Origin of the sequence: Herbiconiux sp. UC225_62, assembly GCF_042694625.1 — a bacterium.
In the GTDB taxonomy this organism is placed as follows: Bacteria; Actinomycetota; Actinomycetes; order Actinomycetales; family Microbacteriaceae; genus Herbiconiux.
The window spans coordinates 2466311-2485994 of sequence record NZ_CP170551.1 but is presented as its reverse complement, the minus strand read 5'-3'; the positions used below and the strand labels follow the sequence as shown (position 1 = coordinate 2485994).

28 protein-coding genes are annotated in these 19684 nt (G+C 66.6%); 3 read left to right on the top strand and 25 right to left on the bottom strand.

What is annotated here, in order from left to right; genetic code table 11:
• Positions 1-32 precede the first annotated feature (32 nt).
• From rpmJ to ACFJGU_RS12075, 8 genes are all read right to left on the bottom strand, one after another.
• Positions 33-149, bottom strand: coding sequence for a 50S ribosomal protein L36 (gene rpmJ, locus ACFJGU_RS12110; RefSeq protein ID WP_022898361.1), 117 nt, complete (start codon positions 147-149; stop codon positions 33-35).
• A 72-nt stretch (positions 150-221) separates the two neighbouring features.
• Positions 222-443 carry a translation initiation factor IF-1 gene (infA, locus tag ACFJGU_RS12105; RefSeq protein WP_022883252.1) on the bottom strand — a complete coding sequence of 74 codons (222 nt, stop codon included), beginning with the start codon at positions 441-443 and terminating at the stop codon, positions 222-224.
• A gap of 138 nt (positions 444-581) precedes the next feature.
• On the bottom strand, positions 582-1733 hold the full coding sequence (locus tag ACFJGU_RS12100) for a mannitol-1-phosphate 5-dehydrogenase (protein ID WP_382303772.1): 1152 nt from the start codon (positions 1731-1733) through the stop codon (positions 582-584).
• Between the two features lie 9 nt (positions 1734-1742).
• Positions 1743-2174 (bottom strand): PTS sugar transporter subunit IIA, encoded by a 432-nt coding sequence (locus ACFJGU_RS12095; RefSeq protein ID WP_382303771.1) that lies wholly within the window; start codon positions 2172-2174, stop codon positions 1743-1745.
• 27 nt (positions 2175-2201) lie between these two features.
• A complete protein-coding gene (locus ACFJGU_RS12090; protein ID WP_382303770.1) occupies positions 2202-3794 on the bottom strand; it encodes a PTS mannitol transporter subunit IICB in 1593 nt (530 codons plus the stop codon).
• A gap of 51 nt (positions 3795-3845) precedes the next feature.
• Positions 3846-5516 (bottom strand): phosphoenolpyruvate--protein phosphotransferase, encoded by a 1671-nt coding sequence (gene ptsP / locus ACFJGU_RS12085; RefSeq protein WP_382303769.1) that lies wholly within the window; start codon positions 5514-5516, stop codon positions 3846-3848.
• The gene (locus ACFJGU_RS12080; protein WP_382303768.1) at positions 5516-5785 is read right to left on the bottom strand and encodes an HPr family phosphocarrier protein; all 270 of its coding nucleotides are present in this window, start codon (positions 5783-5785) and stop codon (positions 5516-5518) included. The genes ptsP and ACFJGU_RS12080 overlap by 1 nt, the downstream gene beginning before the upstream one ends.
• A gap of 12 nt (positions 5786-5797) precedes the next feature.
• A complete protein-coding gene (locus ACFJGU_RS12075) occupies positions 5798-6145 on the bottom strand; it encodes a PTS sugar transporter subunit IIB (RefSeq protein ID WP_382303767.1) in 348 nt (115 codons plus the stop codon).
• 133 nt (positions 6146-6278) lie between these two features.
• On the opposite strand from ACFJGU_RS12075, the gene ACFJGU_RS12070 reads away from it, so the two are divergent.
• The 3 genes from ACFJGU_RS12070 to ACFJGU_RS12060 are packed head-to-tail and all read left to right on the top strand — an operon-like array spanning position 6279 to position 10242.
• Positions 6279-7196, top strand: a complete 918-nt coding sequence (locus ACFJGU_RS12070) for a GH25 family lysozyme (RefSeq protein ID WP_382303766.1) — start codon at positions 6279-6281, stop codon at positions 7194-7196.
• A gap of 46 nt (positions 7197-7242) precedes the next feature.
• Positions 7243-9165 carry a BglG family transcription antiterminator gene (locus ACFJGU_RS12065; protein WP_382303765.1) on the top strand — a complete coding sequence of 641 codons (1923 nt, stop codon included), beginning with the start codon at positions 7243-7245 and terminating at the stop codon, positions 9163-9165.
• Positions 9166-9219: 54 nt separating this feature from the next.
• Positions 9220-10242 (top strand): hypothetical protein, encoded by a 1023-nt coding sequence (locus tag ACFJGU_RS12060; RefSeq protein ID WP_382303764.1) that lies wholly within the window; start codon positions 9220-9222, stop codon positions 10240-10242.
• On the opposite strand, the gene map is transcribed toward ACFJGU_RS12060, so the two are convergent.
• The 17 genes from map to rplV form a co-directional block, all read right to left on the bottom strand.
• Positions 10239-11093 carry a type I methionyl aminopeptidase gene (gene map / locus ACFJGU_RS12055; protein ID WP_382303763.1) on the bottom strand — a complete coding sequence of 285 codons (855 nt, stop codon included), beginning with the start codon at positions 11091-11093 and terminating at the stop codon, positions 10239-10241. The two genes, ACFJGU_RS12060 and map, sit on opposite strands and share 4 nt — an antisense overlap.
• Positions 11090-11695: an adenylate kinase gene (locus ACFJGU_RS12050; protein ID WP_382303762.1), complete on the bottom strand. Its 606-nt coding sequence runs from the start codon at positions 11693-11695 to the stop codon at positions 11090-11092. The genes map and ACFJGU_RS12050 overlap by 4 nt, the downstream gene beginning before the upstream one ends.
• Positions 11692-13014, bottom strand: coding sequence for a preprotein translocase subunit SecY (gene secY / locus ACFJGU_RS12045; protein ID WP_259506977.1), 1323 nt, complete (start codon positions 13012-13014; stop codon positions 11692-11694). Before secY ends, ACFJGU_RS12050 begins: the two co-directional genes overlap by 4 nt.
• A 136-nt stretch (positions 13015-13150) precedes the next feature.
• Positions 13151-13849, bottom strand: a complete 699-nt coding sequence (gene rplO / locus ACFJGU_RS12040; RefSeq protein WP_382303761.1) for a 50S ribosomal protein L15 — start codon at positions 13847-13849, stop codon at positions 13151-13153.
• Positions 13849-14034 carry a 50S ribosomal protein L30 gene (rpmD, locus tag ACFJGU_RS12035; protein ID WP_092547942.1) on the bottom strand — a complete coding sequence of 62 codons (186 nt, stop codon included), beginning with the start codon at positions 14032-14034 and terminating at the stop codon, positions 13849-13851. Before rpmD ends, rplO begins: the two co-directional genes overlap by 1 nt.
• The gene (gene rpsE / locus ACFJGU_RS12030; RefSeq protein ID WP_092547945.1) at positions 14034-14729 is read right to left on the bottom strand and encodes a 30S ribosomal protein S5; all 696 of its coding nucleotides are present in this window, start codon (positions 14727-14729) and stop codon (positions 14034-14036) included. Before rpsE ends, rpmD begins: the two co-directional genes overlap by 1 nt.
• Positions 14726-15097, bottom strand: coding sequence for a 50S ribosomal protein L18 (rplR, locus tag ACFJGU_RS12025; RefSeq protein ID WP_092547948.1), 372 nt, complete (start codon positions 15095-15097; stop codon positions 14726-14728). The genes rpsE and rplR overlap by 4 nt, the downstream gene beginning before the upstream one ends.
• Positions 15098-15100: 3 nt before the next feature.
• Positions 15101-15637 carry a 50S ribosomal protein L6 gene (gene rplF / locus ACFJGU_RS12020; RefSeq protein WP_382303760.1) on the bottom strand — a complete coding sequence of 179 codons (537 nt, stop codon included), beginning with the start codon at positions 15635-15637 and terminating at the stop codon, positions 15101-15103.
• A 6-nt stretch (positions 15638-15643) separates the two neighbouring features.
• On the bottom strand, positions 15644-16042 hold the full coding sequence (gene rpsH / locus ACFJGU_RS12015) for a 30S ribosomal protein S8 (RefSeq protein ID WP_382303759.1): 399 nt from the start codon (positions 16040-16042) through the stop codon (positions 15644-15646).
• Between the two features lie 76 nt (positions 16043-16118).
• Complete coding sequence (rplE, locus tag ACFJGU_RS12010) at positions 16119-16712, bottom strand: 50S ribosomal protein L5 (RefSeq protein WP_382303758.1); 594 nt, start codon at positions 16710-16712, stop codon at positions 16119-16121.
• The gene (rplX, locus tag ACFJGU_RS12005) at positions 16712-17071 is read right to left on the bottom strand and encodes a 50S ribosomal protein L24 (RefSeq protein ID WP_382303757.1); all 360 of its coding nucleotides are present in this window, start codon (positions 17069-17071) and stop codon (positions 16712-16714) included. The genes rplE and rplX overlap by 1 nt, the downstream gene beginning before the upstream one ends.
• A 2-nt stretch (positions 17072-17073) precedes the next feature.
• Positions 17074-17442, bottom strand: coding sequence for a 50S ribosomal protein L14 (rplN, locus tag ACFJGU_RS12000; RefSeq protein ID WP_066041167.1), 369 nt, complete (start codon positions 17440-17442; stop codon positions 17074-17076).
• Complete coding sequence (gene rpsQ, locus ACFJGU_RS11995; RefSeq protein WP_382303756.1) at positions 17443-17766, bottom strand: 30S ribosomal protein S17; 324 nt, start codon at positions 17764-17766, stop codon at positions 17443-17445.
• Entirely contained in the window at positions 17766-18083 is a 318-nt protein-coding gene (gene rpmC / locus ACFJGU_RS11990) for a 50S ribosomal protein L29 (RefSeq protein ID WP_259486364.1), read from the bottom strand. Before rpmC ends, rpsQ begins: the two co-directional genes overlap by 1 nt.
• Positions 18083-18502, bottom strand: a complete 420-nt coding sequence (rplP, locus tag ACFJGU_RS11985) for a 50S ribosomal protein L16 (protein WP_092547969.1) — start codon at positions 18500-18502, stop codon at positions 18083-18085. The genes rpmC and rplP overlap by 1 nt, the downstream gene beginning before the upstream one ends.
• Before the next feature lie 2 nt (positions 18503-18504).
• On the bottom strand, positions 18505-19269 hold the full coding sequence (gene rpsC, locus ACFJGU_RS11980) for a 30S ribosomal protein S3 (protein WP_092547972.1): 765 nt from the start codon (positions 19267-19269) through the stop codon (positions 18505-18507).
• The gene (gene rplV, locus ACFJGU_RS11975) at positions 19269-19664 is read right to left on the bottom strand and encodes a 50S ribosomal protein L22 (RefSeq protein ID WP_092547975.1); all 396 of its coding nucleotides are present in this window, start codon (positions 19662-19664) and stop codon (positions 19269-19271) included. Before rplV ends, rpsC begins: the two co-directional genes overlap by 1 nt.
• Positions 19665-19684: the final 20 nt, after the last annotated feature.

Genomic DNA, 19684 nt, shown 5'->3' with positions numbered 1-19684 from the left:
CATTTTCGTGAACCGGCCGAAGCCGGGTACTGCTAGCCCTGGCGCTGCTTGTGGCGCGGGTTGCTCTTGCAGATCACCATGACGCGACCGTTACGACGGATCACGCGACAGTGCTCGCAGATGGGCTTGACGCTGGGGTTGACCTTCATGTGATTTCTCTCTTCGCTGTCCTCGTACCTCGCGGATGTGCCGCGAGGCCGTTACTTTCCAGCAGCGATCACTTACTTGTAGCGGTAGACGATCCGGCCACGGGTGAGGTCGTACGGGCTCAGCTCGACGATCACGCGGTCCTCCGGGAGGATGCGGATGTAGTGCTGGCGCATCTTGCCCGAGATGTGGGCAAGAACCTTGTGGCCATTCGTCAACTCAACCCGGAACATGGCGTTCGGGAGTGCCTCGACGACTGCGCCCTCGATCTCGATAACACCGTCTTTTTTGGCCATAGCCTCACTGTCGCTAAAAGTAGAATGTGCTGGTCTTGCGGAGGATCGGCCGCGGATTCGTCGGGTGACGACTGGCCGAAAACACCAAAGGTCGAGCTTACGCTAAGAATGGGCTCTCTGCAAGGAGCTCCATTACTCCTATTCGCTCCGAAAAGCAACGACCGACCGCACCGTGGCGACCAGTCCAGGATACAGCGGATGCCCGGGCTCGATCCCGGAGACCTGCTCGGCGAACCGCTCGGGCGTCAACGTGTCGAGCAGCTCCGCCAGCTCGGCGCTCTGCGGATCGCTGGGGGCGTCGAAACGCAGGGCGGCGCCGACGGCGCGCAGGAGGGCATCCGTCGGCAGCCCTCGCTCGGCCAACTCCGCGGCCGGGCCGATGAAGCGCTCGTGCCGGCTGATCTTGCGCAGTGGCTGACGCCCCACCCGCTCCGGGGTGTCGGTGAGATAGGGGTTGGCGAACCGCGCGAGGTTCTTCTCCAGGTAGGCCTCCTGCACGGCCGGGTCGAACTCGTGCTTGGCCACCAGCAGGGCCTTCGTCTCGGCCAGGACGGCCTTCACCTCGGTGAAGACTGCGGGGACGGAGAGGGCGTCGGCGAGCGTGGAGGCACCTTCGATCCAGCCGTGGTACGCCACGGTGGCATGGCCCGTGTTCACGGTGAAGAGCTTGCGCTCGATGTACGGGGCGAGGTCGGGCACGAAGTGCGCATCCGGGATCGCGGGCAGGGCGTCGCCGAACGGGCCGGCCTCGATCGCCCACTCGAAGAAGTCCTCGACGGTGACGTCGAGCCCCGCTCCCGGGTCCTGGTTCGGCACGATCCGGTCGACCGCGGTGTTCGCGAAAACGGCCCGGTCGAGTGCGGGCGATCCGTCCCCGAGCCGGCTCACGATCTCGGCCTTCAGCGCATCCGTCGCGTTGATCGCGTTCTCGCAGGCCATCACCTGGAGCGGCGCCCGCTCGGGCGAGCGCTCCGACAGACCGCGGGCGATGACCGGCGCCACGAACTTCAGGATGTTCGGCCCCACCGCGGTGGTCACGATGTCGGCGGTCGCGATCTCGGCGACCACCGCATCCTCGTCGGTCCCGCTGTTGAGCGCGCGGTAGCCAGTGACGGTGCGGGTGGAGGAGTTCTCCCCCACCGCGCGCACCTGGTAGCTCTCCGACGCGGCGAGGGCGTCGATCAGGTCGGCGTTCACGTCGGCGAACACCACCTCGTAGCCGGCGTCGTGGAGGATCAGCCCCACGAAGCCCCGCCCGATGTTGCCGGCTCCGAAATGCACGGCTTTCATGTCGGCCACCTATTCGTTGATGTCGCCGAGGATGTCGAGCACGGCTTCCGGCGTCTCGGCGTCGAGGAGCTTGGCGACCTCGTCCTCGTCGCTGAACACGATGGCGATCTTGGTGAGGATCTCCATGTGTCCACCCTCCTTGCCCGCGATGCCCACCACGAACCGCACCTCCTCGCCGCCCCAGTCGAGCGGCTCGTCGTACCGCACGAACGAGAGCGCGGAGTCGAGGATGGTGTCCTTGCCCTCGTTCGTGCCGTGCGGAATGGCGAGGAAGTTCCCCATGTAGGTCGACACGGCCTCCTCGCGGAGGCGCATGTAGTCGAGATAGCCGGGCAGAACCGCGCCCGTCGCCACGAGGATGTCGGCCGCCTCGGCGATCGCCTCCTCCTTCGTGCGCGCCGTGCCGTTCAGCCGGATCTGCGACTGCTCGAGAACTGCCATGGGGGTCTCCTCCTCTTCGGGCGTCGCCTACTCGGCGGCGCTCTGCTCTTTCAGCTTCTCGACGACCTCGTCGTACCGCGGGCTGGTCATGAAGTTGTCCACCGAGACGTGTTCGGCACTCGGCGTGCGCTCCTGCGCACGAGGAGTGAGCTCGCGCTGGGTGATCACCAGATCGACGTCGTCGTCGAGGTTGGCGATGGCCTTGTTGACCACCGTGACACCCTCGATGCCGGCCTTCTTGATCTTATTGCGGAGCACCGACGCTCCCATCGCACTCGATCCCATTCCCGCGTCGCAGGCGAACACGATGTTGCGGATGGGGCGCGTGTCGGTGAGCAGCGAGGTCTCCTCGGCCACGGCCTCCGCGTCGCCGGCGGGCACGCCCTCGGCGCGAAGGCTGCCGAGCACGCTCGACTCCTTGCCCTTGTTGGCCTCGGTCTGCGCGATGGCGGCCGACAGGTCGCCGCTCTCGCCGCGCTCGAGGTCGCGCTTGCGGCTCGCCCGCAGGATGATCGAGCAGATGATGAACGAGGTCGCCGCCGAGAGGATCACGGAGAGCAGCACGCCGACGTAGCTGTCGGGAGCGGTCTGGATCAGCACGGCGATGATGCTGCCGGGCGATGCGGGAGCGCGCAGGCCCGAGTTGAACAGGACGTTCGTGGCGACTCCCACCGCACCGCCCGCGATGGCCGCGAGGATGGTGAGGGGCTTCGAGAGCACGTACGGGAAGTAGATCTCGTGGATGCCGCCGAAGAACTGGATGATGGCCGCACCGGGGGCGCTGGCCTTCGCGAGTCCGATGCCGAAGATCGAGAACGCCAGCAGGATGCCGAGGCCGGGACCGGGGTTCGCCTCGATGAGGAAGAGGATCGACTTGCCCTGCTCCGCCACCTGCTGCACACCGAGCGGCGTGAACACGCCGTGGTTGATGGCGTTGTTGAGGAAGAGCACCTTTCCCGGCTCGACGAAGATCGACGCCAGCGGGAGCAGACCGAGCGTCACCAGCCAGTTGACGGCCGCTTCGAGTGCGGCCGAGAGCCCTTGGATCACCGGGGCGATGCCGAAGAAGCCGGCCACTGCGAGGATGAAGCCGAGGATGCCGGCGGAGAAGTTGTCGACCAGCATCTCGAAGCCGGCCTTGATCTTGCCGGCCCAGATCCTGTCGACCTGCTTGATCAGCCAGGCGCCGAGCGGGCCCATGATCATGGCGCCGATGAACATCGGAACCGAGGCGCCCACGATCACACCCATGGTGGCGATGGTGCCGACCACGCCGCCGCGCGCTCCGTAGACCATCCGGCCGCCGGTGTTGGCGATGAGGAGCGGGAGCAGGTAGGTGATCATCGGCCCCACGAGTCCCACGTACTGCGGGAAGGTGGTGCCGTCGTCGGCCTGGGCGAGTGCGGTGGCCGCGCCCTGCCAGCCGATGACATCCGCGTTGCCGAAGCCGCCGAGGATGCCGTTCGGCAGCCACCCGGTGGCGATGAACAGGCTCGTGATGAGGCCCCACGCGATGAACGCGGGGATGTTGGGCATGACCATGCCGCTGAGGAAGGTTCCGAAGCGCTGGACGCGCACGCGGGCTCCGCCTCCCGTCTTCGTTTCTGACGCCGTTGTCATGACGACTTCTCCGTTTCTGTGATGGTGATTTCGGGTGTGGTGCAGGGGGTACTAGCGTGTGGCAGCGGCGGCGGTGGTGACCGCGGCCCGTGCCTCGACAGCGCTGTCGGCCGACAGCGCCAGGTCGGCGAACCGGCGGGCGTCGTCGAGCGTGAAGTGGGCGAGCTCGGCACGGACGTCGGCGAGCGCCGACGGCGACATCGACAACGTGGTGGCGCCGAGGCCCACGAGCACGACGGCGAGCAGCGGGTCGGCCGCGGCCTCGCCGCAGATGCCCACTGGCTTGCCGGTGGCGTGACCGGCGGCGCCGACCTCGCCCACGAGTTTCAGAACGGCCGGATGCCACGGGTCCTGGAACGAGGCCACCGACCCGAGCAGGCGGTCGGCCGCGAGGGTGTACTGGGTGAGATCGTTGGTGCCGATCGACGCGAAGTCGGCGTCGGCCAGGATGCGGTCGGCGAGCAGCGCCGACGACGGCACCTCCACCATGACGCCGGCGGTCTTCAGTCCCACCTCGCGGGCGAGGGCGGTGAAGTACCGGGTCTCCTCGACGGTGGAGACCATCGGCGCCATCACCCACACCTCGGCTTCGGACTCGGCGTCGGCCTGGGCGAGGGCGGTGAGCTGATCGCGCAGGATCGGCTCGTTGGCCCGCAGAGCACGGAGGCCGCGCAATCCGAGCGCCGGATTCTCCTCGGGGGCGTCGTTGAGGAAGCTGAGGGGCTTGTCGGCGCCGGCATCCAGAGCACGCACGACCACCTTCTTGCCGGCGAAAGCCTGGAGCAACCGCAGGTACTGCGCCTTCTGTTCCTCGACGCTCGGCGCGCTCGCGGCGTCGAGGAAGAGGAACTCGGTGCGGAAGAGCCCGACGCCCTCGGCGCCCTTCTCCAGTGCGTCCGCCGCGCCGTCGGCCGAGCCGAGGTTGGCCAGCAGCGGGATGAGGGTGCCGTCGGAGAGCTGCCCGGGGCCGGTCGCAGCGCTCCGGGCGGATTTCAGTTCGGCGGCCCGGGCGATCGCCGCGGCCCGCTCCTCGTCGGTCGGCGAGACCGTCACGGTGCCGGTTCCCGCGTCGACGATCACCTCGGTGCCGTCGACCAGCGTCAGCGCATCCGTCACTCCCACGACCGCCACGATCGACTTCTCGCGGGCGAGGATGGCGGTGTGCGAGGTCGGGCCCCCGTCGCTGGTCACCAGGGCGAGCACCTTGTCGAGGTCGAGCAGTGCGGTGTCGGCCGGGGCCAGGTCGCGGGCGACGAGCACGAACGGCTCGTCGGGGTCGGGCACGCCGGGGGCGGGAACGCCGCGGAGATGCGCGACGACTCGCTGCGAGACGTCGTCGAGGTCGGTGGCCCGCTCGCCCATGTAGCCGCCCATGCTCACGAGCAGATCGCGGAAGGCGGCGAACGCCTCGTACACGGCGCGCTCGGCGGTGGCGCCGCCGTCGATCCGCACTCCGACGTCGTCGATCAGGGTGGGGTCCTCGGCCATGAAGGCCTGCGCCTCGAGCACGTCCTTCGCGGAGCCGCCGGCGCGTTCGCCGCGGTGCCGGATGACGGCGGCTGTGGCGGCGAGCGAGGCGCGGGCGCGCTCCTTCTCGGCGTCGGGCGTGAGCGCGCTGGGCGTCTCGTCGGGCTCGGGCAGCGGGTCGGGCATCCGGAGCACGGTCCCGACCGCGATCCCCCGGCCGATGCCGGTGCCGTGCAGGCTCGTGGTGGAGGCCATCACTCGGCGTCCAGGTTCGAGGAGAGCAGGGCGACGAGCTCGTCGAGCACGGTGTCGGCCGAGTCGGCCTCCGAGACCAGGGTGAGCGAGTCGCCCTTCTCGATGCCGAGCGAGATCACGCCGAGGATGCTCGCCGCGTTCACCGGCTTGCCGCCGGCCTTGGAGATCTGCACCGGCACTCCCGCCTTCGCGACGGCCTGCGTGAAGATCGTCGCCGGTCGCGCGTGCAACCCGTGCGTCGACGCCATCTCAACTGTTCGTTCAGCCATGTCCAACTCTCCTTAGCTCGGCTCTGCGGTGAGCCTGTGGATCGAACCCTGCGGTGCGGCGAGGAGTCCGGTGACCAGGTCGGCGGCGAGCTCCGCTCCCGACCCGCTGAAGACGGTGTCGGGAAGCAGCGCCGCGCGGGTGCCCGCCGCATCCGCCCGCTCCTTCAATTCGGCGAACTGCGTCGCCAGGTGCGGCCCGATCAGCAGGACGTCGGTGGCGGCGAGACGCTCGTCGAGATCGGACAGCGTTCCGGCTTCGATGGTCAGGTCCAGACCACGAGTGCGGGCGACGCCGCGCAACCGCAGCGCGAGGAAAGTGCTCGACGCGCCTGCTCCGCACACGATCAGCACCTTGTCCACGCACGCCTCCTTGCGCCTTGCTCCGTCTGCATCGATCCTCCGCCTCCGCGGCCTCCGCATCCAGCAGCCTTGCTTCCGCACCCCCGGAAAATCCTTTTGATGATGAATTCTCATTACTTGATATGGTGTCGACATGAAAAGCGCAATAGCCCTCACGATTGCAGTCAGCTTGCTCGTGACGTTTGGAGCGAACCGGCCCGCGTCCGCGGATGCCGCCGGATCCGGCAATCCGAGCCTTCAGATCATGAACGAGTTCCAGGAGCACTCGCTGGGCGCGACCTTCGGTCGCGACGCGGACGAGCAGGAAGGAACGAAGTCCGCAGACGCAGGTTGGCTTCGAGGAATGGATATCAGCTATTGGCAGGGTGATGCAGCCCACATCGGTTGGAAGTTCGCGACCGAACGCGGCGCGACTTTCACCTACGTCAAAGTCTCTGAAGGCTCCTACGGCGGCATCGCCACGCGATACGCGCAGCAACGTGAAGCAGCACGCTCGCGAGGGCTCTACACGGGCCCTTATCACTTCGCGAATCCGAACAGGAGCTATGCCTCCGGCGCGGACCAGGCGCGACTTTTTGCGGGTTACAGCAAGGAGTGGCACACGACAGGCAACCCGTTGTGGGCACCCGGAGAGAAATCGCTGCCCCCGATGGTCGATCTCGAATGGAACCCCTACCCGGAGGACGGCGACGACTGCTACGACCGCACACCCGCGGAGATGGTCGCGTGGATTCACGACTTCGTCGACACTGCATCCGAGCTGTTCGGACGTGCGCCAGTGATCTACACGTCGGCGAGCTGGTGGAGCCTCTGCACGGGCAATTCGCCTGACTTCGGAGACAATCCGTTGTCGCTCGCATACTGGACCGCAGACAAGGCTGCCGGGCCGGCGGAGATTCCGGTCGGCTGGACCGCGTGGACGTTCTGGCAACACGGCAACGACGACACGGTCTACACACCAGCGGGCGAACTGCTGCCCGGAGACCAGCAATTCTTCAACAGCACGGCGATCGGTGACCTGGAGTCCTTCGCGAACTCCGGCCCGAAGTAGCATCGCGCAGCGCCCACGCCGCCAGGGCGCGGGTACGCTGCTGGTGATGAGAGCGAAGTACGAACGGATGCTGGACTACCTCGCGGAGACCGACGACTGGGTGACCGCGGGTGAGCTCGCCGACCGCCTGGGCGTGACGACCCGCAGTGTGCGCAGCTATGTCACGAGCGTCAAGACGGCCGCGAAGCCGCTCGACGTGATCACCTCGTCGACCAGCGGCTACCGGCTGAACCGCGAGGCGTACGCCAGCTTCGTCACCGACCTCCGTTCCCGCGACTCCGAGAGCGGAAGCCCTCGCGAGCGCGTGCATTTCATCATCCGGGCGCTCGGTGACGCCCCCTCCGGCGTCGACGTCTACGACCTCGCCGCGAGCCTCTACGTCAGCGAATCGACGGTGGAGGCGGATCTCCGCAAGGCGAAGATCCTCATCGAGGAGGCCGGCCTCTCCCTCGTGCGGCGCGGCAGTGCGGTGTCGCTGGCGGGCAGCGAACTCAACCGGCGGCGGCTGCTGAGCCGCATCTTCCGCGACGAGAGCGCACAGGGCTTCCTCGATCTCGAGAACATCCAGCGTGAGTTCGCGTCCGACAACCTCGGGGCGTTCAAGTCGGACCTGCTCGCCATGCTCGACGGCGAGGGCTACTTCGTCAACGAGTACTCCATCAACAACGTGCTGCTGCACGTCGCGATCGCCGTCGACCGGGTGTCGAAGGAGCAGTCGATCGGACCGGCGGAGGAACGACCCGTGTCGGAGTCCATTCGCGCGATCGCCGAACGGCTCGACGGGCTCATCCGCGCGCATTTCGGCACCGCCCTCAGCATCCGCGAACTCACCTACCTGTCGGTGCTGCTCACCACCCGGGTGCTCACGCCCGGTCACGACGAACCCACCGAGACCGTGGCCTCCACCTACCTGGCCGACGCCGACTTGGCCGAGATGCGCCGGATCGTGCGGCTCGCGAGCGAGGAGTACCTGGTCGACCTCGACGACGAGGACTTCATCGTGCGGCTCAGCCTGCACATCCGCAACCTGGTCGCCCGGGCGCAGGAGAACTCCTACTCCCGCAATCCGATGACCCGATCGATCAAGGGCTCCTACCCGATGATCTACGAACTCGCCGTCTTCATCGCGAGTCAGATCCAGCGGAGCGAGGACATCACGATCAACGACGACGAGATCGCTTACATCGCCCTCCACGTCGGATCGCACCTCGAGCGGCAGAACCTGCGCGAGGAGCGTGTCACCTGCGCGATCGTCTGCCCGAACTACTACGACATGCACGTGATGCTGCGCGACAAGCTCGAGGCGGAGTTGGGTTCGGAGCTACAGGTCGACGTGGTGATCACGCGCGCCGACGTCGACTGGGCGGGGCTCTCCTCCGACATCGTGGTGACCACCATCCAGGCGCCGACCGCACGGGACAACGTCGTCGTGATCCAGCCCTTCCTCACAGCGACCGACTTCGAGGCGGTGCGCCGGGCGATCGCCACCGTGCGTCGGCACCGGCGGCGGATGCAGATCAAGGACGAGCTGCTCCAGTACTTCGACGAGCGCTTGTTCTGGCGCAATCTGACCGCGCCGTCCGAGGCGGCCATGATCCGCACACTCGGCGACTCGATGCGGGCACTCGGGGTGGTCGACGAGAGCTACGTCGAGGGCGCGATCGAGCGCGAACGGATGTCGTCGACGGCGTTCACCGACACCATCGCCGTCCCGCACGCGATGGAGATGAGCGCCACCCGCACGGCGATCGCGATCGTGGTGAACGAGACGCCGATGGCCTGGGGCGAGAACCGCGTGAACGTGATCGCGCTCATCGCGTTCAGCGAGAGCGGCCGCAAGGCCTTCCAGGACGTGTTCGACCAGCTGGTCGAGGTGTTCTCCGACCGCGACGACCTGCAGCGCATCGTGAGGCGCGCCTCCGACTTCCCGTCGTTCATCGACGAGCTCGTGCACGTGATGGACACCTGAGACACATCCGGGTTCGTCCCTCGCCACCCGCTATGCTCCGTTCTCGGGGGGAACATGAGCGGAACGGTCGTCATCAGCGCGCGAGGCTTCATCGCGGAGGACCTCGTGCGAGGCCTTAGAGGCACGGCGTGGTACGTCGCATACGGAGCAGCATTGCTGCTCTCTCTCGTGGCGGCGTTCGTCCTGTCGGTGTTCGAGGGCTTCTCATCGGGACACCTGCCGGGGTTGGCCTTCTCCGGGGCGATCTTCGTCGTCCTCGGCCTCGGGGTCGCCGTGCTGCCGTTGCTGGCGGGGGCCGCCCTTGCCGGGCCGGCGCCCGGCCGCCCAAATGAGTCCCCCGCTCATCCGGCCGGCTCGAACCCCACCCGCCGCGTCTTCGGCACCTGGGTCGCGCGCTGGGTACTCGCCTCCGGCCTCCTCGTGGCAGCGAGCCCGGTCCTCGTGGTCTCGGCTGTGGTGGGTGGCACCTCCTTTCCGACCTTCGTCACGGCCGTGCTGGCCTGCCTCGTCGAGACGGGTCTCGTGGCCGCGATCTGCGTGGGACTCTCCGGGGTGACAACCTCGCGCGTCGGCGCCGTCCTGCTCAGCTTCGCTGCTGTCGCACTGCTCACCGTGGGCACCGCGATCGCGGCACCGCTCACGGGCTCGGTCGGCGACGTCACCGAGACGGTGACGACCGTCTCCTCCGAGTACGACGAGGCCTCCGAGACGGTGGTATGTCTCGACCCGACCACGGTCACCACCACGACGGCTACCGCCCTGCCCAACTGGGTCGCCCTCGTCGTCAACCCGTTCGTCCTCGTCGCGGATGTGACGGCTCGGGACACCGCGGAGTTCGGCCAGCCCCGTGACGGGTTCGGAACCGTCGCCAAGGACGTCCGTCAGGCTCAGAGCCCGCAGCCGATCGCCCGGGTCGACGACGAGTGCGGAGACAACGCCGTCACCGCGCTCCCTCAGCAACCCATCGAGTCATGGGGAGCGCCGGTCTGGTACGTCGGTCTCGGCGTGCAGCTCGTCGTTGCCGCCGCAGCTCTGCTCGCCGGCATCGCGGCCATGCGGCGACGCGAACGCGCTTAGGGAATCGGTACGGGGGTCACCCCGAGTGGCGCGAGCGCCGCGGCCCCGCCGTCCTCGGCGGTGAGCACCCAGATGCCGTCCTCGTGCACCGCGACCGAGTGCTCCCAGTGCGACGACATGCTGCCGTCGGCGGATGCCACGGTCCACTCGTCGTCGCGGGTGTAGGTCTCGGTGGTGCCGGCCGTGATCATCGGCTCGATCGCCACCACCAGGCCGGGCTTGACCTCCGGCCCGCGCTGCCGCACGCGGTAGTTGAACACCGGCGGCGCCTCGTGCATGCTGCGGCCGATGCCATGTCCGATGTAGTCGGTGAGGATGCCGTACGTCGCCCCCTCGAGCGTCGACGGGTGCTCCTCGACGAACTCCTCGATCGCCTCCCCCACCTCGTTCAGGTGGCGTGCCGAGGCGAGCCGGGCGATGCCGTGCCAGAGCGACTGCTCCGTCACCTCGGAGAGCAGCCGCCGCGCCGCGACCTCCTCCGGCCGGGTCGGGTCGTCGAGCACGACGGTGATCGCGGAGTCGCCGTTCCAGCCGCCGACGTCGGCGCCGCTGTCGATCGACACGATGTCGCCGGGCTCCAGGATGCGCGCGCTCGGGATACCGTGCACGATGTCGTCGTTCACCGAGGTGCAGACGGTGTGGACGTATCCCGGCACCATCTGGAAGTTCGACACACCGCCGAGCGATCGGATGGTGCGATCGGCGATCGCGTCGAGTTCGAGCGTCGAGATGCCGGGCCGGATGGCCTCGCGCACGGCGGCAAGAGATGCCGCGGTGACGAGACCCGGCTGCACCATGAGCCGCAGCTCGGCGGGCGTCTTGTAGATGCCCTTGTCGCGACGACCGATCATCGACTGGCGAGGGCGGCGATGATCCGGCCCGTGACCTCGTCGATCTCACCGAGCCCGTCGACGTTCACCACGAGTCCCCGACCCTGGTAGACGTCGATCAGCGGTGCCGTCTGCTCGGCGTAGACATCGAGGCGGTGGCGGATGATCTCTTCGGTGTCGTCGCTTCGACCCTGCTCCGCCGAACGCTTCAGCAGCCGCGATACGACCTCCTCGGTGTCGGCCGTCAGCACGATCACCGCGTCGAGCGAGGAGGCGTTGGCGCCGAGGATGTCGTCGAGCTCCTCCACCTGCTGGAGAGTGCGGGGGTAACCGTCGAGCAGGAAGCCGTCGGCCACGTCGGGCTGGGCGAGACGATCTCGCACCAGGTCGTTGGTGAGCGAGTCGGGCACGTACTTGCCCGCATCCATGTATTCCTTGGCCTTCACGCCGAGCTCGGTGCCGTTCTTGACGTTCTCACGGAAGATGTCGCCGGTGGAGATGGCCGGGATGCCGTAGGCCTCCGACAGACGCGCTGCCTGCGTCCCCTTCCCGGCCCCCGGAGGGCCGATCAGGAGGAGGCGGAGCGAGCCGGTCGCAGCCGGTTCGCTCTGCCCGTCCGTCATCGCAGGAGTCCCTCGTAGTGGCGTTGCTGCAACTGCGAGTCGATCTGCTTCACGGTCTCGAGGCCGACACCGACGATGATCAGGATGGACGCGCCACCGAAGGGGAAGTTCTGATTCGCGCCGACCGCCGCCAAGGCGATGAGCGGGAGCAGCGCGATCAACCCCAGATAGATCGATCCGGGAAGGGTGATGCGCGTCAGCACGTAATCGAGGTACTCAGCCGTGGGGCGACCCGCGCGGATGCCCGGGATGAATCCGCCGAACTTCTTCATGTTGTCGGCGACCTCTTCGGGGTTGAAGGTGATCGCGACGTAGAAGTAGGTGAAGCCGACGATGAGCAGGAAGTACAGCAACATGTAGAGCGGGTGATCGCCGCGCACCAGGTAGTTGTTGATCCAGGTCACCCAGCCGGCCGGCGCCTCACCGGGCGCGGGCTGATTGAACTGCGCGATCAACGCCGGCAGGTACAGCAGCGACGACGCGAAGATCACGGGCACCACACCGGCCATGTTGACCTTGATGGGGATGTACGTGTTGTTGCCGCCGTACGTGCGCCGGCCGACGACGCGTTTGGCGTACTGAACCGGGATGCGTCTCTGCGAGAGCTCGACGAACACCACCAAGGCCATCACGGCGAGCCCGACCGCGATCACCAGCAGGAAGACCTCGAAGCTCTTGGTCTGGGCGATGAGCCAGAGCGACTCCGGGAAGCGCGCCGCGATCGAGGTGAAGATCAGCAGCGACATGCCGTTACCGATGCCGCGCTCGGTGATCATCTCGCCGAACCACATGATGACACCGGTACCGGCCGTCATCGTGATGACCATCAGCAGGATGGCGTACCAGGCGTCGTTGGTGATCAGCTGGCCGCACTCGGCGACGGTGGAGGTGCCGAACAGTGCACCGCTGCGGGCGACCGTGATCAGCGTGGTCGACTGCAGGATGCCGAGGGCGATGGTGAGGTAGCGGGTGTACTGCGTGAGCTTCGACTGGCCCGACTGGCCCTCCTTGTAGAGGGTCTCGAAGTGCGGGATGACCACGCGCAGCAGCTGCACGATGATCGAGGCCGTGATGTACGGCATGATCCCGAGCGCGAAGATCGAGAGTTGCAGGAGGGCGCCACCACTGAAGAGGTTGACGAGCTCGTACAAGCCGGACGTGTTCTGGTTCGCGGCAAGACAGGTCTGCACGTTTCCGAAGTCCACGAAGGGAGCGGGGATGAACGACCCCAGTCGGAACAGGGCGACGATGCCGAGCGTGAAGCCGATCTTCCGGCGGAGATCCGGCGTGCGGAAGATCCTCGCGACGGCTTTGAACAAAAGGGGGCCTCCTGCGTACGTATGTGGCTTAATGCCAAGAAAGCCGGTGACCCAGTTCATGGCCTCGACAGGCTACATCATTCACATGACGCAGCAGTCGATCGCGCACGAACCAGGCCACCGGTTTTTGGGGTACCTACTTGACGGAACCACCCGCGGCGACGATCTTCTGCTCAGCAGAGCCGGAGACCTTGTCGACCGCAACGTTCAGCTTAACCGCAATGTCGCCATTGCCGAGAACCTTCACTTTTTCGTTCTTGCGAACCGCACCCTTGGCGACCAGGTCGGCGATGGTGACATCGCCGCCGGCCGGGTAGAGCTCGGCGAGCGCGTCCAGGTTCACGACCTGGTACTCCACGCGGAACGGGTTCTTGAAGCCGCGCAGCTTCGGGGTGCGCATGTGCAGCGGCATCTGCCCACCCTCGAATCCGACGCGCACCTGGTAGCGGGCCTTGGTGCCCTTGGTGCCACGGCCCGCGGTCTTACCCTTGGAGCCCTCACCACGACCGACGCGCGTGCGCGCCTTCTTGGCACCGGGCGCCGGGCGCAGGTGGTGTACCTTCAGCACGTGCTCACGAGGGCCGGCGGTCTCGGCGTCCTTGGCAGTGGACTTCGGCGCAGCTTTGGCCGCAGGGGCCTTAGCAGCGGCCGGAGCCTTCTCCGCGGCGGGAGCCTTCTCCGCAGCAGCCTTGGGGGCTGCAGCCTTCTTGGGGGCAGCGGCCTTGGCCGGAGCCTTCTCCGCCGCGTCCGCCTTGGGAGCCGCAGCAGCCTTGGGGGCCGCCGCCTTCTTCGGAGCCGCCTTCGCAGCGGTCTCCTTGGCTTCGTTCTCAGCCATTAGTCAATCTCCTCGACCTTCACCAGGTGTGCGACGGTGCGCACGTAGCCACGGTTCTGGGCGTTGTCTTCGCGCACCACGATGTCGTGGATGCGCTTCAGTCCGAGGCTGCGCAGCGTGTCCCGCTGGTTCTGCTTCTCGCTGATCTTGGACTTGATCTGGGTGATCTTCAGGCGCGCGGCCATCATGCACCAGCCTTTGCTGCCAGGGCGTCGGCCTCGGCACGCACGAGGCGCGCCGGGGCGACGTCTTCGAAGTCGAGGCCACGACGGGCCGCCACTGCGCGCGGCTCTTCGAGCTGCTGCAGGGCCTCGACGGTCGCGTGCACGATGTTGATCGTGTTCGACGAGCCGAGCGACTTCGAGAGGATGTCGTGGATGCCGGCGCACTCGAGAACGGCGCGCACCGGGCCACCGGCGATAACACCGGTACCGGCGGCGGCGGGGCGCAGGAGCACCACACCGGCGGCCGCCTCACCCTGGACCGGGTGAGGGATCGTGTTGCCGACGCGGGGGACGCGGAAGAAGTTCTTCTTCGCCTCTTCGACGCCCTTCGAGATCGCGGTGGGCACCTCGCGGGCCTTGCCGTAACCGACGCCCACCAGACCGTTGCCGTCGCCGACGACCACGAGAGCGGTGAAGCTGAAGCGACGACCACCCTTCACGACCTTGGAGACGCGGTTGATGGTGACGACGCGCTCGAGGAAGTTGCTCTTGTCAGAGTCACGTCCTCCGCGGTCGCCGCGGTTCGGGTTGCGCTCACGGCCTCCGCGGCGCGCCTCGCGGGGCTCGCTCTGGGTCGACTCGGTCGACGCAGCGGTCTCCACGGGGGCTTGGGCTTCTGCAGCCACTTCCTGCTCCTTGTTGGTTTCGGTGCTCACAGGCTCAAACCACCCTCTCGTGCTCCATCGGCAATCGCCGCGACGCGGCCTGCGTAGCGGTTTCCACCGCGGTCGAACACGACGGCCTCGACGCCGGCCAGCTTGGCGCGCTCGGCGACCAGCTCACCGACCTTCTTGGCCTTGGCGGTCTTGTCACCATCGAAGGTGCGCAGATCCGCTTCGAGCGTCGAAGCCGACGCGAGGGTGTGACCCTTGCTGTCATCGACGACCTGCACGAAGACGTGGCGGGCCGAACGGGTGACGACGAGACGGGGGCGTGCTTCGGTGCCCTCGACCTTCTTGCGAAGGCGCAGGTGCCGGCGATCGCGGGCTGCGGACTTCGACTTTCCTCTGATTCCAGTAGCCATGGTCTACTTACCACTCTTTCCGGCCTTGCGGCGAACGACCTCGCCGGCGTAACGCACACCCTTGCCCTTGTAGGGCTCGGGCTTGCGCAGCTTGCGAATGTTGGCGGCAACCTCACCGACGGCCTGCTTGTCGATTCCGTTGACCGTGAGCTTGTTGTTGCCCTCGACGGTGAACGTGATGCCCGCGGGCGGTTCGACCGAGATGGGGTGCGAATAGCCGAGCGCGAACTCCACGCCCGAGCCCTTGGCCGCAACACGGTAACCGGTTCCGACGACCTCGAGGCTCTTGGAGTAGCCGGTGGTCACACCGATGATCTGGTTGGCGATGAGGGTGCGGGTGAGGCCGTGCAGCGAGCGCGACTCGCGCTCGTCGTCCGGACGGGTGACCAGGATCTGGTTCTCCTCGACCGAAGCGGCGATCGGGGCCTTGATGGTGAGCGCGAGCTCACCCTTGGGGCCCTTGACTGCGACATCCTGGCCGTCGATCGTGACGGTGACGCCGGCGGGGATGTCGATGGGAAGACGTCCGATTCGTGACATTGTCGGTTACCACACGTAGGCGAGGACTTCCCCACCCACGCCCTTCTTGCTCGCCTGGCGGTCCGTGAGCAGACCCGAGGAGGTGGACAGGATGGCCACGCCGAGGCCGCCGAGGACCGTCGGGATCTCCGTGGACTTCGCGTAGACGCGGAGACCGGGCTTGGAGACGCGCTTGATGCCGGCGATGGAACGCTCGCGGTTGGGGCCGAACTTGAGGTTCAGCGTCAGCGTCTGGCCGACCTTCGCGTCGGTGACCTCCCAGCCCGAGATGTAGCCCTCGGACTTCAGGATGTCGGCGATGTGCGCCTTGAGCTTGGAATGCGGCATCGACACGGTGTCGTGGTGCGCCGAGTTCGCGTTGCGCAGTCTGGTCAGCATGTCTGCGACCGGATCTGTCATTGTCATGATGTGGTGCCTTTCGCGCCTGGTTTCGACACCCTTTACGAGGATGCCGACCTCTGGTCGTGGTGGGTGAGTGGTGCTAGTTGGTGGTGCTGTCGTCCGACTTGAAGGGGAATCCGAGCGCCTTGAGCAGCGCACGACCCTCTTCGTCGGTCTTCGCGGTGGTGACGACGGTGATGTCGAAACCACGCACGCGGTCGATCTTGTCCTGGTCGATCTCGTGGAACACGGACTGCTCCTGGAGACCGAAGGTGTAGTTGCCGCGGCCGTCGAACTGCTTGTCCGACAGACCACGGAAGTCGCGGATGCGGGGAAGCGCGAGCGAGAGCAGACGGTCGAGGAACTCCCAGGCGCGGTCGCCACGGAGCGTGACGTGGGCGCCGATGGGCTGTCCCTCGCGCAGCTTGAACTGCGCGATCGACTTGCGGGCCTTCGTGACCTGCGGCTTCTGACCGGTGATCGCGGTGAGGTCCTTCACGGCGCCGTCGATGATCTTGCCATCGCGGGCCGCTTCACCGACACCGGTGTTCACGACGATCTTCACGAGTCCGGGCACCTGGTGCACGTTCGTGAACCCGAAGTCCTTCTTCAGCTGAGCCGAGATCTCGTTCTGGTACTTCTGCTTCAGGCGCGGCTGGATTTTGCCAGCGGGCGCGGCAGTGTCGGTGCTCATCAGAGGTCCTTACCTGACTTCTTCGCGTAACGAACGCGGACCGTCTTGGTGACGCCGTCCTTCGTGACTTCTTCGTTGCGGTGGCCGACGCGGGTCGGCTTCTTGGTCTCGGGGTCGACGAGGGCCACGTTCGACACGTGGATCGGCGCCTCCATGGTCTCGATGCCGCCGGTCTTGGTACCGCGCTGGGTCTGGCCGACGCGCACGTGCTTCGTGACGAAGTTCACACCCTCGACGACGACGCGGTTCTTCTCGACCTGCACCTCGATGACACGACCCTGCTTGCCGCGGTCTCCGCCGCGGGCCTGGCTCGGGCCGGAGATGACCTGAACCAGGTCACCCTTCTTGATGTTCGCCATGACTAGATAACCTCCGGTGCCAACGAGATGATCTTCATGAACTTCTTGTCACGGAGCTCACGACCGACCGGTCCGAAGATGCGGGTACCACGGGGGTCTCCGTCGTTCTTCAGGATCACTGCGGCGTTCTCGTCGAACTTGATGTACGAGCCGTCGGAACGACGGGTCGACTTGACGGTGCGGACGATGACGGCCTTGACCACATCGCCCTTCTTGACGTTGCCGCCGGGGATGGCGTCCTTCACGGTCGCGACGATGACATCGCCGAGTCCCGCGTAGCGACGGCCAGATCCACCGAGCACACGAATCGTCAGGAGCTCCTTGGCGCCGGTGTTGTCGGCGACCTTCACTCGTGATTCTTGCTGAAGCATTTACTTGGCCTTTTCCAGGATCTCGACCAGGCGCCAGCGCTTGGACGCGGACAGGGGACGGGTCTCGTTGATCAGAACGAGGTCGCCGATACCGGCGCTGTTGGTCTCGTCGTGCGCCTTCACCTTGGAGGTGCGGCGGATGACCTTGCCGTACAGCGGGTGCTTCACGCGGTCTTCGACCTCGACGACGATGGTCTTGTCCATCTTGTCGCTCGTGACGTAACCACGGCGGGCCTTGCGGTAACCGCGAGCCTCGGCGTCCTTGACGTCGTGCGAGGACGACTCGTGGCCGGCCGTGACGACCTTCTCTTCGGTCTTAGCCATTACTTCGCCTCCTCAGCGTCTGCAGCGGGGGCCTCGGCCTCTGCTGCCTTCTTGGACTTCTTGGTCGCCTTGGCCGGGGCCTCGACGGGGGCGGGCGTCGCTCGGATGCCCAACTCGCGCTCACGGATGATCGTGTAGATGCGGGAGATGTCGCGCTTCACGGCGCGAAGACGGCCGTGACTCTCGAGCTGGCCGGTAGCCGACTGGAAGCGCAGGTTGAACAGCTCTTCCTTGGCCTTGCGAAGTTCCTCGAGAAGTCGAGAATCTTCGAACGTGTCGAGCTCCGCCGGGGCGAGCTCCTTGGAACCGATCGCCATTACGCGTCGCCCTCCTCGCGCTTGATGATGCGTGCCTTAAGGGGCAGCTTGTGGATTGCACGGGTCAGTGCCTCGCGAGCGACGGTCTCGTTGACCCCGCTCAGCTCGAACAGCACGCGACCCGGCTTGACGTTCGCGACCCACCACTCGGGCGAACCCTTACCGGAACCCATGCGGGTTTCGGCCGGCTTCTTCGTGAGCGGACGGTCGGGGTAGATGTTGATCCACACCTTTCCACCACGCTTGATGTGACGGGTCATCGCGATACGAGCGGACTCGATCTGACGGTTGGTCACGTAAGCGGGGGTGATGGCCTGGATTCCGTACTCGCCGAAGCTCACCTTGGTGCCACCGGTGGCGTGGCCACTGCGACCCGGGTGGTGCTGCTTGCGGTGCTTGACTCTACGGGGGATAAGCATGGTTACGCCTCAACTCCTGCTGCGACCGGAGCGTCCGCCTTGGGGGCGGCGTTACGGCGCGGACGGTCACGGTCGCCGCGCTCGGGGCGCGTCGACTTCTGGTTGGCCTGCTCGCGGGCGAGCTCCTTGTTGGTGATGTCGCCCTTGTAAATCCAGACCTTCACACCGATGCGGCCGAACGTCGTCTTCGCCTCGTAGAAGCCGTAGTCGATGTTGGCGCGGAGGGTGTGCAGCGGAACGCGACCTTCACGGTAGAACTCCGAGCGGCTCATCTCCGCACCGCCGAGGCGGCCGGAGACCTGGATGCGGACACCTTTGGCACCGGCGCGCTGTGCGCCCTGCAGGCCCTTGCGCATCGCGCGGCGGAACGCCACACGAGCGGTGAGCTGCTCGGCGATGCCCTGGGCGACCAGCTGAGCCTCGGCCTCGGGGTTCTTCACCTCGAGGATGTTCAGCTGGATCTGCTTGCCGGTGAGCTTCTCGAGGTCGGAACGGATGCGCTCGGCCTCGGCGCCACGACGACCGATCACGATGCCCGGACGGGCGGTGTGGATGTCGACGCGGACACGGTCACGGGTTCGCTCGATCTCGATGCGCGCCACGCCGGCGCGGTCGAGCGAGGTCTTCAGCAGGTTGCGGATCTTCACGTCTTCGGCGACATAGTCGCTGTAGCGCTGACCCTTCTTCGTGCTGTCGGAGAACCAGCGCGACACGTGGTCGGTGGTGATTCCGAGGCGGAAGCCGTACGGATTGACTTTCTGGCCCATTACTTGCTCGCCTTCTTGCTCGCGCCTTCGATGGCCGAGGCCTCGTCGGGGGTTGCCAGCACGATCGTGATGTGGCTGGTGCGCTTGTTGATGCGGAACGCGCGTCCCTGTGCACGAGGCTGGAAGCGCTTGAGCGTGGTGCCCTCATCGACGAAAGCCTTCGCGATGAACAGGTCCTGCTCGTCGAGGTAGCTGTTCGAGGCATCCGCCTTGACCCGCGCGTTCGCGATCGCCGAGGCGACCAGCTTGTACACGGGCTCCGAAGCGCCCTGCGGGGCGAACTTCAGGATGGCCAACGCTTCGACGGCCTGACGGCCGCGGATCAGGTTGACGACACGACGGGCCTTCTGGGGGGTGACGCGGATGTGACGCACGCGTGCGATCGACTCCACCATTTCTCTTCCTCCTTCACGTC